At 74.1% G+C, this 21,867-nt stretch carries 21 protein-coding genes; 11 read left to right on the top strand and 10 right to left on the bottom strand.

Annotated elements, in window-relative coordinates; genetic code table 11:
• Positions 1 to 99: 99 nt before the first annotated feature.
• Positions 100 to 1,179 (bottom strand): sigma-70 family RNA polymerase sigma factor, encoded by a 1,080-nt coding sequence (locus tag ABZ948_RS23725; protein WP_359762583.1) that lies wholly within the window; start codon positions 1,177 to 1,179, stop codon positions 100 to 102.
• Between the two features lie 54 nt (positions 1,180 to 1,233).
• Positions 1,234 to 2,319 carry a lytic transglycosylase domain-containing protein gene (locus ABZ948_RS23720; RefSeq protein WP_359762581.1) on the bottom strand — a complete coding sequence of 362 codons (1,086 nt, stop codon included), beginning with the start codon at positions 2,317 to 2,319 and terminating at the stop codon, positions 1,234 to 1,236.
• 175 nt (positions 2,320 to 2,494) lie between these two features.
• Here ABZ948_RS23720 and ABZ948_RS23715 point away from each other — a divergent pair, with 175 nt between their 5' ends.
• The 8 genes from ABZ948_RS23715 to ABZ948_RS23680 all read left to right on the top strand — a co-directional run bounded on the left by ABZ948_RS23715 (position 2,495) and on the right by ABZ948_RS23680 (position 9,931).
• The gene (locus ABZ948_RS23715; RefSeq protein WP_359762579.1) at positions 2,495 to 2,746 is read left to right on the top strand and encodes a hypothetical protein; all 252 of its coding nucleotides are present in this window, start codon (positions 2,495 to 2,497) and stop codon (positions 2,744 to 2,746) included.
• Positions 2,743 to 3,111 carry a helix-turn-helix domain-containing protein gene (locus ABZ948_RS23710; protein WP_114256191.1) on the top strand — a complete coding sequence of 123 codons (369 nt, stop codon included), beginning with the start codon at positions 2,743 to 2,745 and terminating at the stop codon, positions 3,109 to 3,111. The genes ABZ948_RS23715 and ABZ948_RS23710 overlap by 4 nt, the downstream gene beginning before the upstream one ends.
• A 143-nt stretch (positions 3,112 to 3,254) precedes the next feature.
• Entirely contained in the window at positions 3,255 to 3,767 is a 513-nt protein-coding gene (gene uraD / locus ABZ948_RS23705) for a 2-oxo-4-hydroxy-4-carboxy-5-ureidoimidazoline decarboxylase (protein WP_359762576.1), read from the top strand.
• A gap of 2 nt (positions 3,768 to 3,769) precedes the next feature.
• Positions 3,770 to 4,165: a hydroxyisourate hydrolase gene (gene uraH / locus ABZ948_RS23700; RefSeq protein WP_359762574.1), complete on the top strand. Its 396-nt coding sequence runs from the start codon at positions 3,770 to 3,772 to the stop codon at positions 4,163 to 4,165.
• 4 nt (positions 4,166 to 4,169) lie between these two features.
• Positions 4,170 to 5,117 (top strand): factor-independent urate hydroxylase, encoded by a 948-nt coding sequence (pucL, locus tag ABZ948_RS23695; RefSeq protein WP_359762572.1) that lies wholly within the window; start codon positions 4,170 to 4,172, stop codon positions 5,115 to 5,117.
• Between the two features lie 108 nt (positions 5,118 to 5,225).
• Positions 5,226 to 6,605, top strand: coding sequence for an 8-oxoguanine deaminase (locus tag ABZ948_RS23690; RefSeq protein WP_359762570.1), 1,380 nt, complete (start codon positions 5,226 to 5,228; stop codon positions 6,603 to 6,605).
• A 218-nt stretch (positions 6,606 to 6,823) separates the two neighbouring features.
• Complete coding sequence (locus tag ABZ948_RS23685) at positions 6,824 to 8,212, top strand: nucleobase:cation symporter-2 family protein (RefSeq protein WP_359762568.1); 1,389 nt, start codon at positions 6,824 to 6,826, stop codon at positions 8,210 to 8,212.
• Positions 8,213 to 8,293: 81 nt separating this feature from the next.
• Positions 8,294 to 9,931, top strand: coding sequence for a serine/threonine-protein kinase (locus ABZ948_RS23680; RefSeq protein WP_359762566.1), 1,638 nt, complete (start codon positions 8,294 to 8,296; stop codon positions 9,929 to 9,931).
• Here ABZ948_RS23680 and ABZ948_RS23675 read toward each other — a convergent pair.
• The 3 genes from ABZ948_RS23675 to ABZ948_RS23665 all read right to left on the bottom strand — a co-directional run bounded on the left by ABZ948_RS23675 (position 9,928) and on the right by ABZ948_RS23665 (position 12,352).
• Complete coding sequence (locus ABZ948_RS23675; RefSeq protein ID WP_359762564.1) at positions 9,928 to 10,350, bottom strand: acyl-CoA thioesterase; 423 nt, start codon at positions 10,348 to 10,350, stop codon at positions 9,928 to 9,930. The genes ABZ948_RS23680 and ABZ948_RS23675 overlap by 4 nt on opposite strands.
• Before the next feature lie 65 nt (positions 10,351 to 10,415).
• Complete coding sequence (locus ABZ948_RS23670) at positions 10,416 to 11,045, bottom strand: hypothetical protein (protein ID WP_359762562.1); 630 nt, start codon at positions 11,043 to 11,045, stop codon at positions 10,416 to 10,418.
• Between the two features lie 98 nt (positions 11,046 to 11,143).
• A complete protein-coding gene (locus ABZ948_RS23665) occupies positions 11,144 to 12,352 on the bottom strand; it encodes a pyridoxal phosphate-dependent aminotransferase (RefSeq protein WP_359762560.1) in 1,209 nt (402 codons plus the stop codon).
• A gap of 88 nt (positions 12,353 to 12,440) precedes the next feature.
• On the opposite strand from ABZ948_RS23665, the gene ABZ948_RS23660 reads away from it, so the two are divergent.
• Positions 12,441 to 13,067, top strand: a complete 627-nt coding sequence (locus tag ABZ948_RS23660; RefSeq protein WP_359762558.1) for a winged helix-turn-helix transcriptional regulator — start codon at positions 12,441 to 12,443, stop codon at positions 13,065 to 13,067.
• A gap of 36 nt (positions 13,068 to 13,103) precedes the next feature.
• On the opposite strand, the gene ABZ948_RS23655 is transcribed toward ABZ948_RS23660, so the two are convergent.
• From ABZ948_RS23655 to ABZ948_RS23645, 3 genes are read right to left on the bottom strand one after another with little or no spacing between them, the layout of a single operon-like run.
• Positions 13,104 to 13,895, bottom strand: coding sequence for a hypothetical protein (locus ABZ948_RS23655; protein WP_359762556.1), 792 nt, complete (start codon positions 13,893 to 13,895; stop codon positions 13,104 to 13,106).
• The gene (locus ABZ948_RS23650) at positions 13,895 to 15,160 is read right to left on the bottom strand and encodes a VWA domain-containing protein (protein ID WP_359762554.1); all 1,266 of its coding nucleotides are present in this window, start codon (positions 15,158 to 15,160) and stop codon (positions 13,895 to 13,897) included. Before ABZ948_RS23650 ends, ABZ948_RS23655 begins: the two co-directional genes overlap by 1 nt.
• A gap of 44 nt (positions 15,161 to 15,204) precedes the next feature.
• Complete coding sequence (locus ABZ948_RS23645; protein WP_359762552.1) at positions 15,205 to 16,698, bottom strand: IucA/IucC family protein; 1,494 nt, start codon at positions 16,696 to 16,698, stop codon at positions 15,205 to 15,207.
• Between the two features lie 101 nt (positions 16,699 to 16,799).
• Between ABZ948_RS23645 and ABZ948_RS23640 the strand changes: the two genes are divergently transcribed.
• A complete protein-coding gene (locus ABZ948_RS23640) occupies positions 16,800 to 18,341 on the top strand; it encodes an IucA/IucC family protein (protein WP_359762550.1) in 1,542 nt (513 codons plus the stop codon).
• On the opposite strand, the gene ABZ948_RS23635 is transcribed toward ABZ948_RS23640, so the two are convergent.
• A complete protein-coding gene (locus ABZ948_RS23635; protein WP_359762548.1) occupies positions 18,332 to 19,237 on the bottom strand; it encodes a GHMP family kinase ATP-binding protein in 906 nt (301 codons plus the stop codon). The two genes, ABZ948_RS23640 and ABZ948_RS23635, sit on opposite strands and share 10 nt — an antisense overlap.
• Positions 19,238 to 19,376: 139 nt before the next feature.
• On the opposite strand from ABZ948_RS23635, the gene ABZ948_RS23630 reads away from it, so the two are divergent.
• Positions 19,377 to 19,787: a (2Fe-2S) ferredoxin domain-containing protein gene (locus ABZ948_RS23630; protein WP_359762547.1), complete on the top strand. Its 411-nt coding sequence runs from the start codon at positions 19,377 to 19,379 to the stop codon at positions 19,785 to 19,787.
• On the opposite strand, the gene ABZ948_RS23625 is transcribed toward ABZ948_RS23630, so the two are convergent.
• Positions 19,782 to 21,860, bottom strand: a complete 2,079-nt coding sequence (locus ABZ948_RS23625) for an iron ABC transporter permease (protein ID WP_359762545.1) — start codon at positions 21,858 to 21,860, stop codon at positions 19,782 to 19,784. The genes ABZ948_RS23630 and ABZ948_RS23625 overlap by 6 nt on opposite strands.
• Positions 21,861 to 21,867: the final 7 nt, after the last annotated feature.

The raw sequence follows: 21,867 nt of genomic DNA, 5'->3' as shown, positions 1-21,867 counted from the left end.
TCTACGGGGAGGGGCGGGACGTCCGTCGCGGCGAAGGCCGATTTTTTTCGGACGGATTTCCGGGCGGCTCGGCGGGCGCCGTTACGGGAGCGGGCGCCGTTACGGGAGCGCGCTCGGGGTGGGAACGGCCGTCGGAGAGCCCGGCAGGGCGGGAGTCTCCGAGGGGAGCGGCGGAACGGACGGCACCGGGGGAGCGGACGGGACGGCGGTGACGGACGGGACCGTGGGGACGGCCGGCTCGACCGGCACGTCGGGGAGAGCCGGCAGCTCGGGCACGTCCGGCACCCCCGGAGCCGACAGCTCCGGCAGCGGGGAGACCTCCGGCAGGTCCGGCACGGACAGCGGCAGCAGCGAGCCGTCGGCGGGCGACGCCTGGGGCTCCGGCCGGGACGGGACGGCCGGGGACCCGGTGGGCCGCGGAACGGACACCCGGTCGCTGCCGTCGGGCCGGAGCACCGTCGCCGCGCCCGGGGAGGCCACGGCCGGCCGCGGAGCCGGGCCGTCCCCGTCACCGTCGAGCGCGTAGGGCAGCACCAGCACCCCCGCCACCACCAGCGTCGCCGCCGTCGAGGCCACCGCCACCGCCTGGGTCTTCCCGCCGCCGTGCGGCCGCCCGCGCCCGAGCAGGAACAGCACGGCACCGAGGGTCCCGGCCAGCGAGGCGCGCAGCGTGCGGCGGGCCCGGGCCAGCAGCGACTCCACGGTCCGGTAGCTCAGCCCCATCTGCACGGCGACCTGGCCGACGTCAAGGTCCTCGGACTTCAGCCGCAGCGCCTCCGCCTGGCGGGCGGGCAGCTCCCCGCTGCGCACGGCCAGCCAGCGGGCCTCCGCCCGGTCGCACACCACCTCGTCGACGGGCGCCGGGCCGGGCGCGACGAGCGTGGGGCTGGTGCGCACCTCCGCCTCGCGGTTGACCTGCCGGTAGCGGTCGACGCACAGCCGCATGGTGACCGTCGTCAGCCAGGCGCCCAGGCGCTCGTCGTCCAGGTCCGGGCGCTCCGCGGCGCGCAGCATCGCCTCGTGCACGGCGTCCTCGGCGTCCTCCTGGCTCATCGACCTGCGCCGGGCCACCTTGAGCAACTGCTCGCGGTGGCTCCACATGCGCTCCCAGCGGTCCTGCGCCGCCTGTCTCCCGGCAGGCGTGTTCGCATGCGTCTCCGCAGGCATGTCCGTCGCCATGAGGGCCCCTTCGTGCTCGCCCGCCGGGCCCGTGCCGCCCGGCGGGTGGCGACATTACCGCCCGGTAGCGGCGGTTGGGGAGGGGGTGGAGGCCATCGAGTCCGCACTGTTGCTGGTCAGCGGGGCGTCCCCGGGCAGCAGACCGGTCCCGGGGAGGTCCGTGCCGGTGCCGGGGAGGGGGAGCGCGGGTTCCTCCGTCGCCGCCGGGCCGCCCGCCGGACGGGACCGGGCCGGGGTGGGCGAGGCGGGCTTGGCCGGCGTCCGCGGCCGGGGCGCGCTCGGGCGGGCTGACGGTGTCGCCGAGGGCCGCGGCGCGGGCTCGGGCGCGGCGGCGGGCCGCGACGGCTCCGGTCGTCCCGAGGCCGTGCCGGGACGGTCCGGCACCACCCGGTGCCCCGACAGGAAGTACGCGTACCAGGCGAGGACCGTGCGCAGATAGGCCCGCGAGTGGTTGTAGCCCAGGACCGCCCGGTCCAGGTCGGCCGGTTCGGACAGGTTCCGGCCGCCGGCGCACAGGTAGCGGCCGGCGGCGAGCGCGGCGTCGAAGACGTTGTCCGGGTCGGCCCGGCCGTCGCCGTTGCCGTCCGCTCCCCAGCGGGCCCAGGTCGACGGGATGAACTGCATGGGGCCGACCGCCCGGTCGTACACGGTGTCCTGGTCGTACGCGCCGCCGTCGCTGTCCCGGATGAGCGCGAAGCCGGCGCCGTCCAGCCGCGGGCCCAGGATGGGGGTCACGGTCGTACCGTCCGCGGTGACCCGGCCGCCCCGCGCGTGCCCGGACTCCACCTGGCCGATGGCCGCCGCCAGCTGCCACCGCAGCCGGCACCCGGGCGCGGTGCGGGCGAGCTCCGCCTCGGCGTTCCGGTACGCGGCGAACACCGTCTCCGGCAACGCCCCGCCGGACACCCGCGCCCGGCGGGCCTCGCCCTTCCGGGCCCGCAGCGGCGGCAGGTCCGTACGGTACGGACTGTCGCCGGACACGCTCGGCCCGTGCCCGCCGGACGCCTGTTGCGCGGGTGCCGAAGCCCGGGCCGGTGCCGCCCCCGGCGCCTGCGAGGCCGTCAGCACGGTCAGAGCGGCCACCGCCACAGCCGTACCCCTGGCCCCTTTGAGCCCGCCCTTGAACACACGCCCTGCCATCTCCCTGTCCCCTCCCTGTACGGATCCGTCCTCTGCTCTACGCGGCAGCGGCACGGGTCCGTCGCACCGGTCCGTCGCCCGCGGTGACCGGTTCCGGAGCCGTGTCCCGTTGCCCGGGCGGTGGGGTCGTCGAAGGGGCTGCACGAATCTCCGTGCCGCGCGTTAGGTTGAGCGCGTGCGACTGAGAGTGGAGTTCACGACCGAGCCCTTCGACCTGGACGAGGCGCCCGCGCACGCCGTGGTGGCCCGGGAGGTCGTCGAGGCGGCCGAGCTGGACGCCGTGGACGTGGGCCCCTTCGGCAACACCGCGGAGGGCGCCGCCGACCCGGTGCTGACCGCCGTGGACGCCCTGCTGCGCAGGACCCTGGAGGCGGGCGCCACCCGGATCACGCTCCAGGTCAACGTGGTCGGGGAGGGCGAGGCATGAGCGGCCCGGGGGACGAGCCGTTCATCGCGGCCGTCAAGCCGCTGGTGGACGCCATGGGCGGCGAGATGATCCCGCCGGACGAGGCCGGCCCCGACGACGTCGTCCTGTCCTGGGAGGGCCGCGACGCCGTCGCCGTGCGGCTGCCGCAGCTCGCCGACTCCCTGGACCACATCCTCGCCGCCATGGAGCGCCGCAAGGGCATGCCGCTGGCCGACCTGGACCGCAAGGCCAAGCAGGAGGTCGTGCGGATACTGGAGGCGCGCGGCGCCTTCTCCGTACGGCACGGCGTGGAGACCGTGGCGAGCGCCCTCGGCGTCAGCCGCTTCACCGTCTACAACTACCTCAACCGTGAAAAGGGGGCCTGACCGGGCCGCTGCCCGGTTTCGCCGCCTCGCCGGGTTTCGTCACACGGAATTTTCAACAAACTGTTGACGTGCTGTCGGGGGAGGGCGTTAGCTATCGGCACGCCCGTTCAGCACGACGGCCGTTCGCGGCCACGGAGGCTCCCGTGACGTCCACTTCCACGCCGCCGGGCCTGGCCCGTTTCAACGCGCTCGAGGAGCACGCGGCCCTCGCCGCGCTCCACGAGGTGTGCGCCTCCTCGGCGTGGGCCCGGCGCCTGCTCGCCGCCCGCCCCTGCACCACCGTCGAGGACCTGTACGCCGCGAGCGACGCCGCAATGGCCGAGCTGACCGCCGAGGACCTCGCGGAGGCGATGGCCGGGCACCCGCCGATCGGCCGCCCGAAGCCCGGCGACCCCGCCTCGGCCCGGGAACAGCGCGGCATGGCCGGCGCCTCCGAGGAGCTGAAGGCGGAGATGCTGGAACTGAACCTGGCCTACCAGGAGAGGTTCGGCCACGTCTTCCTGATCTGCGCCACCGGCCGCACCGGCGAACAGATGCGCGACGCGGTCAAGGAGCGGCTCGGCAACGCGCCGGAGCAGGAGCGCGAGATCGTCCGCGCCGAGCTGGGCAAGATCAACCGCATCCGCCTGGCCCGACTCGTGGAAGAGGAAGCCTGATCATGAGCACCAGCACCACCGCGTCCGTGTCCACGCACATCCTGGACACCAGCGCAGGCCGCCCCGCCGAGGGCGTCGCCGTCCGGCTCTCGGCCCGCTCCGGGCGGGCGGCGGACTGGCAGGCGCTCGGCGGTTCCGCGACCGACGCGGACGGCCGGTGCAAGGACCTCCCGGCGCTGCCGGAGGGGACCACCCACGTACGGCTCGACTTCGCGGTCGAACCGTACTTCGAGAAGAAGCAAGCCGATGCGCAGCAGGACGCCCCCGCGAATCGGGACAGCGGCGCCGGTGTGTTCTTCCCGGAGGTGGCGATCACGTTCGCCGTCGTGCCGGGCGAGCACTACCACGTACCGCTGCTGCTCAACCCGTTCGGCTACTCCGTATACCGAGGGAGCTAGCTACATGACCGTCAATTCCCGCCCGGGCCGCCCTGTCCTGCTGGGACAGAACCAGTACGGCAAGGCCGAGAACCGAGTCGTCAGGATCACGCGGGACGGCGCCACCCACCACATCAAGGACCTGAACGTGTCCGTGGCGCTGAGCGGCGACATGGACGAGGTCCACTACTCCGGCTCGAACGCCAACGTCCTGCCCACCGACACCACCAAGAACACGGTGTACGCGTTCGCCAAGGAACACGGCATCGAGTCCGCCGAGCAGTTCGGCATCCACCTCGCCCGGCACTTCGTCACCAGCCAGGAGCCGATCCACCGGGCCCGCATCCGCATCGAGGAGTACGCCTGGGAGCGGATCGAGGCCTCCGACGCCAACTCGCGGTTCATCGGCGCCGACGACGTCAAGCACTCCTTCGTCCGCAAGGGCCAGGAGACCCGCCTCACGCAGATCACCTACGACGGTGAGCAGTGGGAGGTCGTCTCCGGTCTGAAGGACCTGGTCGTGATGAACTCGACCAACTCCGAGTTCTGGGGCTACGTCAAGGACAAGTACACGACGCTGAAGGAGGCCTACGACCGCATCCTGGCCACCGAGGTCTCCGGCCGCTGGCGGTTCAACTGGACCGACGACGACGAGCGCATGCCGAACTGGGAGAAGTCCTACGAGCAGGTGAAGAAGCACATGCTCCAGGCCTTCGCGGAGACCTACTCGCTCTCGCTCCAGCAGACGCTGTACCAGATGGGCGCGCGGATCATCAACCACCGCAGCGAGATCGACGAGGTCCGCTTCTCCCTCCCGAACAAGCACCACTTCCTGGTCGACCTGGAGCCGTTCGGGCTGAAGAACGACAACGAGGTGTACTACGCCGCCGACCGACCCTACGGCCTGATCGAGGCGACGATCCTCAGGGAAGGCTGTGAGGCGAGGATCCCCGCGGACCTCACCAACCTCTGACGTTCCCTCTTTCGGCACCCGTGGCCGGGGAACCTCTCTCTCCGGCCACGGCACTCAAACTCCCAGGGTCCTGCCGTGCCCTCTCCACATCAGCGCAAAGGACGAACCATGGCAGCAGACCGGCGCATCGTCATCGAGAACTGCGCGATCGCGACCGTCGACGCGCACGACACCGAGTACGCCTCCGGACACGTCGTCATCGCGGGCAACCGCATCGAATCCCTCGGCGCGGGCCCCGCCCCCGAGGGCCTGGAGAACGTCGCCCGCCGCATCGACGCCTCCGGCCACCTCGTGACCCCCGGCCTGGTCAACACCCACCACCACTTCTACCAGTGGATCACCCGCGGCCTGGCCACGGACCACAACCTCTTCAACTGGCTGGTCGCGCTGTATCCGGTCTGGGCCCGCATCGACGAGCCGATGGTCCGCGCGGCCGCCCAGGGCTCGCTCGCGATGATGGCCCGCGGCGGCGTCACCACCGCCATGGACCACCACTACGTCTTCCCGCGCGGCTCCGGCGACCTCTCCGGTGCGATCATCGGCGCCGCCCGCGACATGGGCGTCCGCTTCACCCTCGCCCGCGGCTCCATGGACCGCAGCGAGAAGGACGGCGGCCTGCCCCCGGACTTCGCCGTCGAGACCCTCGACGGCGCGCTCGCCGCCACCGAGGAGACGGTGCGGCAGCACCACGACTCCTCCTTCGACGCCATGACCCAGGTCGCCGTCGCGCCCTGCTCGCCCTTCTCCGTCTCCACCGAGCTGCTGCGCGACGGCGCCCAACTGGCCCGCCGGCTCGGCGTGCGGCTGCACACCCACGGCTCGGAGACCGTGGAGGAGGAGAAGTTCTGCCACGAACTGTTCGGCATGGGCCCGACCGACTACTTCGAGTCCACCGGCTGGCTCGGCGAGGACGTGTGGATGGCGCACTGCGTCCACATGAACGACTCCGACATCGCCGCCTTCGCCCGGACGCGGACCGGCGTCGCGCACTGCCCGTCCTCCAACGCCCGCCTCGCGGCCGGCATCGCCCGCGTCCCCGACATGCTCGCCGCCGGCGTCCCGGTCGGCCTCGGCGTCGACGGCACCGCCTCGAACGAGTCCGGCGAACTCCACACCGAGCTGCGCAACGCCCTCCTCATCAACCGCCTCGGCGCGCACCGGGAGGCCGCGCTCAACGCCCGCCAGGCCCTGCGCCTCGGCACGCACGGCGGCGCCCAGGTCCTCGGCCGGGCGGCGGAGATCGGCTCCCTGGAGCCCGGCAAGCTCGCCGACCTGGTCCTGTGGCGGATGGACACCCTCGCCCACGCCTCCATCGCCGACCCGGTGACCGCCCTGGTCTTCGGCGCGGCCGCCCCCGTCACCGCCTCCTTCGTGAACGGCCGGCAGATCGTCGAGGACGGACGCCTCCTCACGGCCGACGAGGACGCCATCGCCCGCGCCACGCGGGACGAGGCCCGGCGCCTGGCGAGGATCGCCGCACAGGGCTGACCCCCCGATGACTCCGGCCGGGAGGGACGGCTCCCGGCCGGTGGCCGTGGACCCGAGCGGGGCCCACGGCGGCCGTCTCCGGGGCGCGTCGACAGGCGCGCCCCGGAACGGCCCCCCGTTCACCGCATGTCCGGTCCCGCACGACCACCCGCACCACCTCCTTGACACCCACGGGCGCCACAGGGCGCAGCCGTGTAACCGACCGGAGGGACGCCGCCGTGGCCGACCACCCCGTTGACGAAAAACTCCCCGCGCTCAAGATGGCGACGACCGGCCTGCAGCACGTGGCCGCCATGTACGCCGGAGTCGTCGCCCCACCCCTGATCGTCGGCGCGGCCATCGGCCTCTCCGCCACCGACCTGACCTTCCTCACCGGCGCCTGCCTGTTCACCGCGGGCCTCGCCACCTTCCTGCAGACCCTCGGCATCTGGAAGATCGGCGCCCGGCTGCCGTTCGTCAACGGCGTCACCTTCGCCGGTGTCGCCCCGATGACCGCGATCGTCGCCTCCACCGAGGACAAGTCCGACGCCCTGCCGATCATCTTCGGCGCGGTCATCGTCGCCGGACTCCTGGGCTTCATCGCGGCCCCCGTCTTCTGCAAGGCGGTCCGCTTCTTCCCGCCGGTCGTCACCGGCTCCGTGATCACCCTCATCGGCATATCGCTGCTGCCCGTAGCCTTCGGCTGGGCGCAGGGACCGAACCCGGCGGCGCACGACTACGGCTCGGCGACGAACCTGGGCCTCGCGGCCGTGACCCTGCTCATCGTGCTCCTGCTGCGCCGCTTCACCCGCGGTTTCGTCAAGCAGATCGCCGTGCTGCTGGGCCTGGTCGCCGGCACCCTGATCGCGATCCCGCTCGGCGTCACGGACTTCGGCCCGGTCGCGGACGCGGACGTCATCGGCTTCCCGACCCCGTTCCACTTCGGCGCCCCGCAGTTCCAGCTCGCCGCGATCATCTCGATGTGCGTGGTGATGGTGGTCTCCATGACCGAGTCCACCGCCGACATGCTGGCCCTGGGCGAGATCGTCGACCGCCCGGCCGACGAGAAGACCATCGCGGCGGGCCTGCGCGCCGACACCCTCGGCTCGGCGATCAGCCCCGTGTTCAACGGGTTCATGTGCAGCGCCTTCGCGCAGAACATCGGCCTGGTCGCCATGACGAGGATCCGCAGCCGGTACGTCGTCGCGGCCGGCGGTGGATTCCTCGTCCTCATGGGCCTGTGCCCGATGGCCGCCTCGCTGATCGCCGTCGTACCGCGCCCGGTCCTCGGCGGCGCGGGCGTGGTCCTCTTCGGCTCGGTCGCCGCCAGCGGCATCCAGACCCTCGTCCGGGCCGGCCTGGACAAGGACAACAACGTCCTGATCGTGGCCGTCTCGCTGGCCGTCGGCATCATCCCCATCACGGCGCCGGAGTTCTACCACGCCTTCCCCGAGACGGCGCGGATCGTCCTGGACTCGGGCATCTCGACGGGCTGTGTGGCGGCCGTACTGCTCAACCTGGTCTTCAACCACCTGGGCCGCAGCGGCCGGGACGCCCACGACGTGACCCACCCGATGGAGGCGGGCGAGGAGCTCACGGGCACACCGAAGACACCGGCCGCGTCATGAGCACGTCGGAATCCGCTTAGGCTTCTGCCCCGGTCGGCCGACCGCCGACCGGGGACCAGGGGATGAGGGGGAGACGGGCCGATGACTCACGCGACCGAGGTGTTCCAGCCGTTGCGGGCGGACGATCCGCCCGAGGTGGCCGGATACCGCCTCGCCGCCCGGCTCGGCGCGGGCGGCATGGGCCGGGTCTACCTGTCCCACACACAGGGCGGCCGGCCGGTGGCGGTCAAGGTGGTACGACCGGAGCTGGCCGACGACCCGGCCTTCCGGCGGCGGTTCCGACGGGAGGTGGAGGCGGCCCGGCGGGTCCGCGGCGCGTACACCGCCGAACTGATCGACGCCGACGCCGACGGCACGCCCCCCTGGTCGGCCACGCTGTACGTGCCCGGTCCGTCCCTGACGGAGGCCGTCGCCCGGCGCGGACCCCTGCCCGTGCCCGCGGTGCTGTGGCTGGTGGCAGGGGTGGCCGAGGCGCTGCAGGCCATCCACGCCGCGGGCATCGTGCACCGGGACCTCAAGCCGTCCAACGTGCTGCTGGCCGCCGACGGGCCGCGCGTGATCGATTTCGGCATCTCCCTGGCCGCCGACTTCACCTCGCACACCGCCACGGGCGCCGCGGTCGGCACGCCCCACTTCATGGCGCCCGAGCAGGCCGCGGCGGGAGAGGTCACGGCCGCGACCGACGTCTTCGCCCTGGGCCAGACGGCGGCGTTCGCGGCGCTGGGCCGCCCGCTGTACGGGGACGGCTCCGCGGTCGGCGTGCTGTACCGGATCGTGCACGACGAACCCGACCTGTCCCTGCTGCCCGAGCCGCTCCGCCCGCTCTTCGCCCGCTGCCTGGCCGCCGCCCCGGAGGACCGGGCCGGCCTGGCGGAGATCGTCGCGTGGTGCCGGCAGCGGCTGGGCACGGACGCCGACGCGGGCGCGGGCCCGGCCGTCTGGCGGGACGTCATGGGCCCGGAGCCGACGGTCCCGCCCCCGGCCCCCGCCCCCACCCGGGTCCTGCCGAGGCCGCTGGTCGTCACCCAGCCCCAGCCGCTGCCGCCCGGGCCGGGGGAGCGGCGGGCGCGAAGACGGCGTACCGCGCTGATCACGACCGCGGCGGTGGCGGCCGGGGCGCTCGTGCTGACGGGCCTGGCGTGGACGGTCGCCGACGCGGGGAACAGGTTCCGCGAGTGGGTGGCGGGCGCGCCGTCGACGCCGGGACCGGACAGGTCCGGACGGTCGTCGGACCCGTCGACGGCGGCGCCGTCGGCCTCCGGGTCCGACGCGGATGCCGACGGCCGGACACCGCAGGCCTCGGAACCCGCCTCGGAACCCACCCCGACCGCTTCCGGGACGCCGCGCCCCGTCGGCCTGGTGCTCCAGCGGCTGGACGCGAAGAACTCGCTGAGCTTCGAGGAGCCGTACCAGCGCGACGACCGCGAGGGGGACATCCGCTTCGACTGCGAGGACGCCGGGTGCGCGGTGGAGAGCGACACCAGTGTGTTCATCCAGATGTTCACCGACGAGGGCGTCTCCCTCGACGAGTGCCGGCTCATGCTGGCCCCCGCCGATCAGCGTCGCTGGACGCTGGCCTCGGTGCCGGTGGGAGGCCAGATCTGCGTCAAGCACGCGTCCGGGGACATCGCACTGCTCACGGTCCAGACGAAGTCGACCGGGCTGCCGGAACTCGCCTTCCTCACGCTGGACATGACGATCTGGCGCGATGCCGCCTAGAGCCCGAACAGGCCTGGATCGGTCGCCAGTTTTCTGAAGGCCTCGGCGGGGTCGGCGACCAGCCTGCGCTTTTCGAGGTCGAGGACGCCGCCGACCGCCGTGATCTCCGCGGCCACCGTGCCGTCGGACTTCACGACGGTCTGCTCGATGCGGAACGTCTTGCCGCCGCCCCACTCGAAGGCGCACGTCACCCGGACCTCGTCGCCAGCGAGCAGCTCCCGCAGGTAGCGGATGGTCGTCTCCAGCGCGACCGGGCCGACGCCGCTGCCGATGAGGGCGGACTGGCTGATCCCGGCCGCCTGGAGCAGCGACCAGCGGGCGTGCTCCGCGTAGTTCAGGTAGACCGACTGGTTGAGGTGCCCCTGCACGTCCGTCTCGTAGCCACGGACGGTCACAGGGACGGAAAACGGCTCGGTCACGGCTTTCCCTTCTCGCACCGGATTCTCGTGTCATGCACAACGATCCACCGATCTTGGCATGCTCATCACGTCCGGCGCGGCGAAGCCAGGAGATACCGGGTCCCCGTGCGCGGCTCGCGGTGCTCGCTCACCTGCCAGCCCGCCCCCTCCAGGGTGGCCGCGCAGGCGCGCAGCGCCCCGCCGTCCGGCTCGTGGACGGCGACGGCCTCCGGCTGCGGGGTCTCCCGCACCCGGTAGCCCCCGTCGTCCGGGCCGGCCGGACGGTGCCCGGCCGCCTCCAGGGCGAGCGCGGCGGCCTGCACGAGATGCGTGCGCTCCCAGCGGCACGGCCGGTCCACCGCCCCGTCCGGGTTGGTCATCCGGCGCAGCTCCAGCAGCCCCTGCCAGGCGCTGTGCACCTCACGGCGCCGGGCGGGCCCGGGCCGCGGAGGGTCCGCTTCACCACCGGTGCGTGCCGCGAACACGCCCGTGGCGGCGGGGGTCTCCCCGGCGGGCGGGGGCGCCTGTGTGATGCCCTGCCGGACGCGGTGCCCCTCGGGCGTCAGGAAGTGGTCGTGCGGCGGCCGGGGGTGCCGGAAGGCGAGCCCGCGCCTGACCAGTGCCGTGAGCTGCGCCTCCGTACCCCGCAGCCGGCCGGTCACCGGGTCGGCTGCGTCGATGACACGCCGCTGCGCGGCGCTCGGCGGTCGGGTCACGGCGCGCTCCTCTCCGGCCTGGGCCGGGCCCGGGGGCGGGCCCTGGGGCACTCGCCCCACCTCCTCGAAGGCTACGACCCGCCACTGACAGCCGGCCCCTACTGCCGGTAGCCGCCGAGGAACCGCCCGATCCGCCCGATCGCCGCCTCCAGGTCGTCCGCGTGCGGCAGGGTCAGGATGCGGAAGTGGTCCGGGGTCGGCCAGTTGAAGCCCGTGCCCTGGACCACCTGGATCTTCTCCCGCAGCAGCAGGTCCAGGACGAACTTCTCGTCGTCGTGGATCTTGTGCACCTTGGGGTCAAGGCGCGGGAAGGCGTACAGCGCTCCCTTGGGCTTGACGCAGGTCACGCCGGGGATCTCGTTGAGCTTCTGCCAGGCCACGTCCCGCTGTTCCAGCAGCCGCCCGCCGGGCCTGGTCAGCTCGCCGATGGACTGCCGGCCGCCGAGCGCGGCCTGGATGGCGTACTGGGCGGGCGCGTTGGCGCACAGCCGCATGGACGCCAGCATGGTGAGGCCCTCCAGGTAGTCCCTGGCGTGCTGCCTGGGCCCCGTGACCACCAGCCAGCCGGAGCGGAAGCCCGCCACGCGGTAGGTCTTCGACAGGCCGCAGAAGGTGAGGACCACCAGGTCGGGGGCGAGCGCGGCGGCCGAGTGGTGCACGGCGTCGTCGTAGAGGATCTGGTCGTAGATCTCGTCGGCGAACACCATCAGGCCGTGGCGGCGGGCGAGGTCGAGGATGCCCTCGACGATCTCCTTCGGGTAGACCGCGCCGGTGGGGTTGTTCGGATTGATGATCACGACCGCCTTGGTGCGGTCCGTGATCTTGGACGCCATGTCGTCCAGGTCCGGGTACCAGTCGGCCTGCTCGTCGCACAGGTAGTGGACCGCCTTGCCGCCCGCGAGGGTCGTCACCGCGGTCCAGAGGGGGAAGTCCGGGGCGGGGATCAGGATCTCGTCGCCGTCCTCGATCAGCGCCTGTACGGCCATGGAGACCAGCTCCGACACGCCGTTGCCGAGGAAGACGTCGTCGACGCCGACCTCCAGCCCGAGCGTCTGGTAGCGCTGGGCGACGGCGCGGCGGGCGGAGAGGATGCCGCGCGAGTCGGTGTAGCCGTGGGCCTGCGGCAGCATCCGGATCATGTCCTGGAGGATCTCCTCCGGCGCCTCGAAGCCGAAGAGCGCGGGGTTGCCGGTGTTCAGGCGCAGCACGCTGTGGCCCGCCTCCTCCAGCGCGTTGGCGTGCTCTATGACCGGGCCGCGGATCTCGTAACAGACCTCGCTGAGTTTGCTCGACTGCCGGAACTCCATGCGCGCGCTTCCCCTCCGGAAACTGGTGTTGCTTGGTTTTACCAAGTAGCAGCTTGGAAAGTCCAACAACTTGTCTAGACTGCGTCGCATGCCACCTCGCCGAAGCTACGACCAGTACTGCTCCGCCGCCCGCGCGCTCGACGTCGTCGGCGACCGCTGGACCCTGCTGATCGTCCGGGAACTGCTCGCCGGTCCCCGCCGCTACACCGATCTGCACGCGGACCTGCCCGGCGTCAGCACGGACGTACTCGCCTCGCGGCTGAGGGACATGGAGCGCGACGGCCTCGCGACCCGGCGCAGGCTCCCGCCGCCCGGCGCGGCCTACGTGTACGAACTGACGCCGCGGGGACGCGAGTTGCTGCCCGTGCTGCAGGCCCTGGGGGAGTGGGGGCAGGGCGAACTCGGGGAGCGCCGGCCGACGGACGCCGTGCGGGCGCACTGGTTCGCGCTGCCCCTGCTGCGTGGGCTGGAGGGCGAGGGACTCGTCGAAGTCCGCCTGGAGGAAGGGCGGTTCCATCTGCACGCGGGTGCCGAGGAGGGGCCCGTCTACGGCGACGGGCCCGCCCCGCGCGAGCCCGACGCCCTGCTCGTCCTGGACACCGCCACGTGCACGGCGCTCAGCCGGGGGGAGCTGAGCCTGACCCGGGCCGTACGCGAGGGCCGGGTCGAGGTGAGCGGTGACGGCCCTCTCGCCAAGACCCTGCGCGAGGCATGAGAGAAGGCCCGCACGGGCGGGCCTTCCGAGGGCGCGTCAGGCGCCCGGCGGCACCCGTGACGGCCGCCCCGAGCCGCGGGTCAGCGCGTACCCGGCGACCCCCGCCAGCGCGGCCAGCACGCCGCCCGCCGCGGTCCACACCCACCGGTCCGACCACCGGCCGGAGGACCAGCCGTCCGCCGGTGCGAGCCCGGCCGGCACCGCCGCGTCCTCCCGCTCCGCACCGGACCTCGCGGCGATCCCCGGCACCAGCGGCTCGCCCAGCGAACCGTCCACCGCCGCCGGGCCGCCGATGTCCTTGGCGTCGGCCCGCACCTCGGTGTCGACCGGGAGGCCGAGGTCGGCGGTGGTGACGCCGGTGGCCGTCAGCCGGACGTAGTACGTGCCGGGCAGAGGGTCGTTGCCCCACGGCTCCGACCAGGCGCGGACGGTGCGCAGCACGCAGGCCAGCTCCACGGAGGGCGCGTCCGCCGCCGCGGTGCGCGTCTGCGCCCCGTACTGGCAGGCCTGGCGGCGGCGCAGACCGTCGTAGACGTCGATCTGCCAGGTCTGGGCGGCATGGGTGTCCGGCAGCTTCACCGTCGCCCGGACCGTGGGGCGCTGCCCGGTGTCCGCGGGGAACGACCAGTACAGGTAGTCGCCGGTGGAGCCGCTCGCGGTGGCCTCCTGCCCCTGCTCGACCTGTGTCGCCGTGCGGAACGACGTGCCCGCCCTCGTGGGGGCGGACGCGCCGTCCTGCGACGGGCTCGGGGAGGCGTCGGCCGCGGCCGGGGCGGCAGCCAGGCCCAGGGTCAGCAACACGGCGCTCAACGCGCGCACCATACGCATCAGTTGGTCCTCCAGACCGCGACCCGCCAGCGCGACAGCCAGCCCCAGACGAGACCGGCGAGGAAGCCGGTGAGGATCAGCACACCCAGCAGCCACCAGCCGCGGCCGAGGCCGAACGCGGCCACGTCGGCCGCCCGGTCCGGACCGTCCACGACGTCGACCGTCAGCTCCAGCGGCAGGCCGGGCGTGGACTTCACGCCGGAGGCCGCCGAGAAGGAGTGCGAGACGGCCAGGCAGACGGCTTCGGCCGGTGCGTCCTCCTCGTCGCTCCCGGCCTTCGGATAGCGCAGGCCCGTCGAGATCACGTCCGTGCGGCCGGTGCCCGCCGCCTCGCCGCGCACGATCTCGCGGCCCTTGGCCGTGACCGCGCGCAGCAGCGCGCCGTAGCCCGGGTTCACGGCCCGGTCCGCGGCCACGCTCACCGAGGCGCGCAGCTCCTTGCCCGGCGGCACGTCCACCCGGTACCAGCGCTGCTGCCCGAAGCCCTCCCGGTCGCTGTACAGCCCGGACTTCAGCGTCGGGGCCCCGGCGCACTCGGCGGCACCCCGCGTCGCCACCGGCGTCGCCACCGGGTCGGCCGCCCGGTCCACCAACTCGTTGACACGGTCGGTGAGTTCGTCCTGGTGCTGCACCGAGGTGTAGGTGCCGCCGGTGGCCTCGGCGATGCAGCTCAGCTGCCGGCTCAGCTCGGCCGTCGGCACCAGGCCCAGCGTGTCGATGGTCAGGCCGATGCCCTTGGCCGCTATCTCGCGGGCCACCTCGCACGGGTCGAGCGGGGCGCAGGTGTCCTCGCCGTCGCTGATCAGCACGATGCGCTTGGAGCCGTCCCCGCCCTCCAGGTCGTCGGCCGCCTTCAGCAGGGCCGGGCCGATCGGCGTCCAGCCCGTCGGGGTGAGCGTGGCGACGGCCGTCTTGGCCTCGGTGCGGTCCAGCGGGCCGACCGGGTAGAGCTGCGCGGTGTCCTTGCAGCCCGTCTTCCGGTCGTCGCCCGGGTAGTTGGCGCCGAGGGTGCGGATGCCGAGTTCGACCTCCTCGGGCGTCGCGTCCAGCACCTCGTTGAACGCCTGCTTCGCGGCGGCCATCCGCGACCGGCCGTCGATGTCCCGCGCCCGCATCGAGCCGCTCACGTCGAGGACGAGGTCGACCTTGGGGGCGTCCTGGCCCGTGGGTTCACCGGCGGCCGCTCCGGCCGGGAAGGCGAGCCCGGCCGTCAGCGCGGCGAGCAGGGCGCAGACGCCCGCCGCCAGCCGTTTGCTTGTGATCATCGGCGGATCTTAATGATCAAGGGGGGCGGGCTCCAAAACGAGCCTCAGCGCAGGGGGTTGGGCAGCTCCGCCCACTGGTCCCCGGGGGTCTGCGGCGACAGCCGCATCAGCGTCAGCGCCTTCGTCGGCACGGGGCCGGTGCGCAGCGCGGCGAGATCCGCGGTGTGCGGAAGATCCCGCACGGCCGTCTCCAGCGCCGTCGCGAGCGCCTCACCCGACCCGGCCGTCCCGGCCAGCGCTCCCGCCACGAGCGAGCCGAACAGCTTGCGGCGGAGCGTGCGTTCGTCGTCCGTGACCATGCGGGCCGGCAGCTCCGGCACCGCGATGCGGTGGCGCGCGAGACGGGCCGGGCTGACGCGGATGTCGGCCAGGTCGCGATAGACCAGCCGCAGCGGATCACCCGCCGGTGAGAGGACCACCAGCAGGTTCTGGCCGTGCGCCTCCAGGGCCACGCCCAGCTCCAGCAGCCGCAGGCCCACCGTGAGGGCGAGCCGCGCGAAACCGGCCAGCCAGCCGGGGGAGCGGGGCAGCTCGGTGGTGGCGAGCGCCGCCACCGGCAGGATCCGTTCGCCGCCGCCCGCGTACACGTGCGGCGACTCCCGCAGGACGGCCGCGAAGTCCGGGGAGCCGGCCGCCGCCGCGCCCAGGGTGCGGGTGACGTGCAGCAGGCCGTCCGTGCGCGCCGCCGGAACTCCGGCGAACTCCGACAGCACCGCCGACGCGGCGACCGACGGCAGCGAGATGTCCCGCACCGAGGACGTCAGCCGGGCGCTGAGCGACGTCTTGACGTGCGTCCCGCCGGGCAGGGCGAACGTGCGCAGCGACATCAGCGGATGCCCCGGACGCCGTTCCTCGCACGTCCGCTTCAGCACGTGCGCCGCCTGCCACGGGTGCACCGGCAGCACCAGATGCTCCCCGTCCCGCAGCTCCTCCGGCCACACCCCCGTCACCAGGCACTCCTCCGCCCGCACCGGCACCAGCCCGAGCTCCACCACCGGCCGGTGCTCCGGCCCGTAGGCGAGCTGCTCGGCCACCGAGAAACCGGGCCGGGACCGGCAGGTCGGGTGGAACGGATGCCCGTCGACGATCCGCTGCTCCCACGCCCAGTCGCTCTCCGGCCACGCCTCCCGCGCACCGTCCTGCCCTGCCCTCGACAACGCCAACGAGGCGACGCTGTGCCCGAGTTCGGCCGCGAAGGAGGCGGAGTGCGGGACGGCGAGGTCCGTCACCAGCCGCGCCGGATCGTCGTACGCCCGCTCGTCGAGCCGTACGACGGTGACGTACGCGCCGGTCGCGTACGGATCCGGCCGCGGGCCGTGCAGCCGGCGGCCGTCCGACAGGCGCAGGGTCAGCCCGTCCCGGCCCTGCTCCCCGCGGGTGACCCAGGGCAGCGGGTCATGGGTGAGACCGCGCCACAGTCGCGACAGGACGGCCGCCCGGGCGCCGGGCAGTTCGGCCTGGTACCGCGGCAGGAGGCCGGGCCGTACGACGGCCAGTTCCTCGGCGACCTCGGCCTCGGCGGTTCGGGGACGGTGCACGGGCGGGCTCCTCGGGTACGAATAGGGGCGTCACAGCGGGACGGCGACGACCGCATACTGATCATCTCCGCCCGGAACGCCGGAAGGACCATAGGGAACGAGTGGAACGCGTGGACCTCATGCCCCCGCCCGCCGACGACGAGTCGGCCCACGGCGACGACTCTGCCACCGGCCTCGCCGGGCGTGCCGACGCGTACGCCGCCGTGCCGCTGCTGAACTGCCTGCTGCGGGAGGTGGCCCGGCCGGTGCGGCGGGAGGGCGAACACCGCGTCTACCGCCTGCCCGGCGGGGACCGTCTGCTGAGGGTGCGCGGGACGCGCCGGCCCGCCGAGCCCGAGGTGCGGGTGGCGGGCGGCTGGCACCGCGTCGGCCACACCGAACTGGTCAAGCTCGTCGCCGAGGAACTGCGCGGGCACACCGGGCTGTCCAACCACGAACTGCCCGCCGAGATGATCGACAGCCGGGACGCCGTCGCCGCGCTGCTGGCCGCCCGCACCCGCGCCACCCCGCCCGACGACCCCTATCTGCGCTCCGAGCAGTGCCTCCTCACCGGCCACACCCACCACCCGGCCCCCAAGGCCCGCGGCGGCGGCCCCGCCGCGGGCTGGCTGCCGTACGCGCCCGAGGCGTACGCCCGCTTCCCGCTGACCCTGCTCGGCGTGCGCGCGGACACCGTCGTCGAGGAGGGCGACACCTCGGCCCTGGACGCCCTCGGCACGGCCCCGCCGGGCTACCGGCTGCTGCCCGCCCACCCCTGGCAGCTCGACCTGGCCGCGCCCGAACTCTCCGGCGCCTTCGCGGACGGCCGGCTCGTCCGGCTCGGCACCACCGCCTTCGACACCTGGCCGACGGCCGCGATCCGCACGCTCTACGCGCCCGGGCAGGACCTCTTCCTCAAGTTCAGCCTCGACGTGCGCATCACCAACGACATCCGCCGGCTGTGGCGCCACGACCTGCTCGCCCTGCGCCGCACCGACGCGGCGGTGTGCTCCGCGTTCGCGGCGTTCGACGGCCCTCCGGCCTGGCTCAGCGACCGCGGGTACCGCACCGCCGACTTCGCCTTCGAGGCCCTGGCCGTCCTCGTCCGCGACGGCTTCCGCGGCCGTCTGCTGCCCGGCGCGACCCCGCTGCTGGCCGCCGGGCTCGTCGAGGGCTTCGACGGCAGCCCGCTCGACCGCGCCGTAGACCCCGGCGCCTGGTGGGCGGCGTACCTGGCGCAGGTGGTGCCCCCGGCCCTGACGGCCTTCGCCCGGCACGGCGTCGTCGTCGAGGCCCATCTGCAGAACACCCTGGTCGCGGTGGACGCCGACGGCATGCCCGTGCAGGCGCTGTACCGGGACGCCGAGGGAGTGAAGCTGCTGCCGGAGGTGTCGCGCGAGGCGGGCTGGGAGCGGCTCGTGTACTGCCTGCTCGTCAACCACCTCACCGAGATCGCCGGTGCCCTCGCCGCACGCCGGCCCGGCTTCGACCCCTGGCCCGCCGTCCGCCGCGAACTGGCCCGGCACGACGTCCCGGAGATCCCCGCCCTCCTCGCCTCGCCCACCCTGCCCGCCAAGACGAACCTGCTGCTGCGCTGGACGGGCGCGGACGGCGCCGACGCCCGCTACCTGCCGCTGCCCAACCCGCTGAGGCATCAGCCGTAGCCGCCCCGGGCGAAGGAGCACCGGTGGCCGAGCGAGCGGAAGAACGCGGACAGTTCGGACCTGGCGCGGGAGCCGGGGCGGCGGGCGAAGAGATAGCCGGTCAGGCAGCCCGTGTGGGCGACGAAGACGCCGTCGGCACCGAACCGCTCGCGGTGGGTCAGCACACTCCGGAACGTCGCTTTCGGCAGCACCTCCTGGGACAGCGCGGCGCTGGTGGTCGCGGCCCGCGCCACGGCCGCCGCGTCCCCGCGGTCGAAGCCCTTCAGCAGATCGGCCAGGCACTGCTCGTACGCGTCCCCGCGGCGCCGGTAGTGCTCCAGCAGCAGGGGCGTGACGGCGGCGGTGTCCACCGTGCCGGGCTCGGTCACGAAGGCGGTGTGGAAGCCGATGTCCGTGCCCAGGCGCCGGACCAGCCGGTGCCGGCCGCTCAGGTACAGGGCGAACTCGTCGAGGAAGACGCTGTCGGCGCGCTCGATCGCCGCCAGGACGCCGACGACCACCTCGGTGTCGTACGGCAGCGAGAAGAGCCGGAACAGGCACCGCAGGGTCGCCACGATGTCGGCGGTCGAACTGGCCATGCCGACACCCACCCGCAGTTCGGAGCGCGCGCTCCACTGACCGGGCGGCAGCCGGAGGCCGTAGTGCTCCAGGAAGAGACGGGCCGCGGTCGCCGCCTTCTCCCCGAGCGGCGGCGACGGGGGCGGACCGGGCGCCGCCCCCGGGGTGAACGACACCCGGGAGTGCCGGGCGACGGGGAACGACACCACCGCGATGTCCGGGGCGGGGCCCGCCCGCAGCGGACCCTGGTACAGCTCGCCGAGCGTGCCGTGGCAGACGCCCGACACGACGCGGGGCACACCGGCGAAGGGCACGCGGGGGCTCGTGCGGTCGAGCACGGGCTCACCTCCCTCCCCGCGGTGATCTTCGGGAAATCACCTCATGGAATGATCGCCCCCGGGAAACCGGGAGACCCACGGGGTGGGCTCCTCCACGAACCACCGGGGCGGACCTCCCCGGAGAGAGGGCAGGTGCGGCATGTCCGCGACGCCGTCCGGCGCGGCGAACGACGATCTCCCGGACGGGCCGGACCCCGGCCCCGTGCCGTGCCGCGTCGTCGTCTGCCGGGACTGCTGCTGCGGCAGCCCCAAGGTGACCGGGATCGATCACGCGGCCCAGACCGAGCGCCTGCGCGCCGTGGCGCCGGTCCGCGTCTCCGACTGCCTGGACGTGTGCGACCAGGCCAACGTCATCGTCGTCCAGCCGTCCTCCGCCGGACGGGCCGCCGGTGCCCGCCCGGTCTGGCTCGGGCTGGTCAACGACCCGGCCGCGACCGAGGACGTCGTCGCGTGGGTCCGCCGGGGCGGTCCCGGTGTCGCCCCGCTGCCCGACATCCTCGACCTGTACGTCTTCCGCCCCCTCAACCGGCGGCGCCCCGACGGCTCATGACCTCGCCGCGCCCCGGCCGCGCACCAGCAGCCACAGGAAGTACGGCGTGCCGATCATCGCCGTCATCAGGCCGGCGCCCAGCTGGGCGGGGGCGATGACCGTGCGGCCGAGCAGGTCGGCCGTGCAGACGAGCGCGGCCCCCAGCAGGACGGCGACCGGCACCACCCGCGCGTGCCGCCGGCCGACGAGGGCGCGTGCCGCGTGCGGCGCCACGAGCCCCACGAAGCCGATGGTGCCGGCCGAGGCCACGGCGGTCGCGGCGAGCAGCACGCCCACCACGAGGAAGCCGAGCCTCGCCCGGGGCAGTCCGAGGCCGAGCAGCCGCGGGGTGTCCTCGTCCAGCGAGACCAGGTCCAGCTCGGTGCGCCGGGCGACCGCGACGGCCAGACCCAGCGCCAGCACGAGCGCCAAGGGCAGCACGTCCGTCATGGTCCGCCCGTACGTCGAACCGGACAGCCAGGTCAGCGCCTTGGTGGCGTTGAACGGGTCGGTGAGCACGATGAGCAGGCTGATCAGCGCCGTGGAACCGGCCGCCATGCCGATGCCGACGAGAACCAGCCGGTTCTGCCGGTAGCCGCCCCGGGCGGCGAGCCCGAAGACGACGCCGGAGGCCAGCGCCGCGCCGGTGAACGCGGCGCCCGCGACGCCCCAGGAGCCCGCGGCGGGCACGGTGGTCACCAGCAGTACGGCCCCCAGCGCGGCCCCGCCGGAGACGCCCAGCACCCCGGGCTCCGCCAGCGGGTTGCGGGTCACGGCCTGCACGAGCGTGCCGGCCAGAGCGAGCGAGGCGCCCGCGCACAGCGCCGCGAGCACGCGCGGCACGCGGGTGTCCAGGACGAAGGACACGGTCCGGCCGGCCCTGCCCTGCGCCCAGTTGGCGACATCGCCGAGCAGGAGCTTGCTGTCGCCCAGCAGGACACCCGCCAGCGTGACGCCGACGACCACGGCGACCAGGGCGGTCACCGTGCCCAGGAACGCCGTCCGGCTGGGAACGCGCATCCGGTCCGGCGCGTCGGCTCCGGCCGTGTCCCGCAGCCGCAGGGCCGTCACCACCAGGAACACGGCACCGACCAGGCTGGTGACGATGCCGGTGGGGACGGCCACCGCCGTGTCCGCGGGGATCAGGGACCGCAGCAGCACGTCCGAGCCGAGCACCAGGGCGGCCCCGGCCAGTCCGGCCGCGGGCAGGGCGGCCCGGGCGCGGACGAAGGCCCGGAACCGGCGGGCGAGCGGACGGACCAGGGCGGGTGCGCACAGCCCGACGAAGCCGATGGGCCCGGCGAGCGTGACGGCCGCGGCGGACAACAGCGCCGCGAGCACGACCACCGTGACGCGGGTGGCGTGGACCGGCACGCCCAGCCCGCGCGCCGCGTCGTCCCCGAGGGCGAGCGCGTCGACCCGGCGGGCGACCAGCAGCAGCCCGGCGAGTCCCACGAGCGCGACGGGCAGCAACTGCAGGACGCCGTCGAAGCCGTTCTGGCCGATACTGCCCTGGTTCCACTGGTAGAGGCCCTCCGTCTGCTGCGGGAACAGCAGGAGCAGCCCTTCCGTCAGGGAGTTCAGGCCCAGCGCGAGCGCCGTGCCGGCGAGGACCAGCCGTACGGTGCCCGTGCCCAGGCCGGACAGGGCGAGCACCACGGCCGCCGCCAGCAGCCCGCCCGCGAAGGCGACGCCGGAGGAGGCGAGCAGCGGCAGGGAGACGCCGGTGGCGCCGACCAGCCCGAGCGCCAGGTACGAACCGGCGTTCACGGCGAGGGTGTCGGGCGAGGCGAGCACGTTGCGGCTGACGGCCTGGAGCACGGCGCCCGCGATGCCGAGGACGACGCCGACCAGGATGCCGGCGGTCATCCGCGGCAGCCGGGAGGCGATCACCACGGAGGCGTCGGACGGATCGGCCCGCCCGGTCAGGGCCTTGAACACCTGCGCCGGCCCGACGGCGGCGGTGCCCTGGGTGATGTCGACGACGGCGAGGGCGGCGACGAGGAGGACGAGCCCGGCCGTCACCGCGGCCGCGCCCGCCCGGGACGCGGCCGCCGGGGGACGGAGGGCGGGGGGCGCTTCGGTGACGGCCATGACGGGC

It is taken from the genome of Streptomyces olindensis, assembly GCF_040645895.1.
Classification (GTDB): domain Bacteria; phylum Actinomycetota; class Actinomycetes; order Streptomycetales; family Streptomycetaceae; genus Streptomyces; species Streptomyces olindensis.
The sequence above is the reverse complement of the archived record's forward strand: the minus strand, read 5'-3'. Positions and strand labels throughout refer to the sequence as shown.

Bases quoted from the DNA above. Each gene is read 5' to 3' on its own strand.
- pucL (WP_359762572.1), top strand. From the start codon at position 4,170: ATGACCGTCAATTCCCGCCCGGGCCGCCCTGTCCTGCTGGGACAGAAC.
- ABZ948_RS23665 (WP_359762560.1), bottom strand. From the start codon at position 12,352: ATGGAGTTCCGGCAGTCGAGCAAACTCAGCGAGGTCTGTTACGAGATC.
- ABZ948_RS23720 (WP_359762581.1), bottom strand. From the start codon at position 2,319: ATGGCAGGGCGTGTGTTCAAGGGCGGGCTCAAAGGGGCCAGGGGTACG.
- ABZ948_RS23630 (WP_359762547.1), top strand. From the start codon at position 19,377: ATGTCCGCGACGCCGTCCGGCGCGGCGAACGACGATCTCCCGGACGGG.
- uraH (WP_359762574.1), top strand. From the start codon at position 3,770: ATGAGCACCAGCACCACCGCGTCCGTGTCCACGCACATCCTGGACACC.
- ABZ948_RS23710 (WP_114256191.1), top strand. From the start codon at position 2,743: ATGAGCGGCCCGGGGGACGAGCCGTTCATCGCGGCCGTCAAGCCGCTG.
- ABZ948_RS23655 (WP_359762556.1), bottom strand. From the start codon at position 13,895: ATGCGTATGGTGCGCGCGTTGAGCGCCGTGTTGCTGACCCTGGGCCTG.
- ABZ948_RS23625 (WP_359762545.1), bottom strand. From the start codon at position 21,860: ATGGCCGTCACCGAAGCGCCCCCCGCCCTCCGTCCCCCGGCGGCCGCG.
- ABZ948_RS23660 (WP_359762558.1), top strand. From the start codon at position 12,441: ATGCCACCTCGCCGAAGCTACGACCAGTACTGCTCCGCCGCCCGCGCG.
- ABZ948_RS23680 (WP_359762566.1), top strand. From the start codon at position 8,294: ATGACTCACGCGACCGAGGTGTTCCAGCCGTTGCGGGCGGACGATCCG.
- ABZ948_RS23690 (WP_359762570.1), top strand. From the start codon at position 5,226: ATGGCAGCAGACCGGCGCATCGTCATCGAGAACTGCGCGATCGCGACC.
- ABZ948_RS23650 (WP_359762554.1), bottom strand. From the start codon at position 15,160: ATGATCACAAGCAAACGGCTGGCGGCGGGCGTCTGCGCCCTGCTCGCC.
- ABZ948_RS23725 (WP_359762583.1), bottom strand. From the start codon at position 1,179: ATGGCGACGGACATGCCTGCGGAGACGCATGCGAACACGCCTGCCGGG.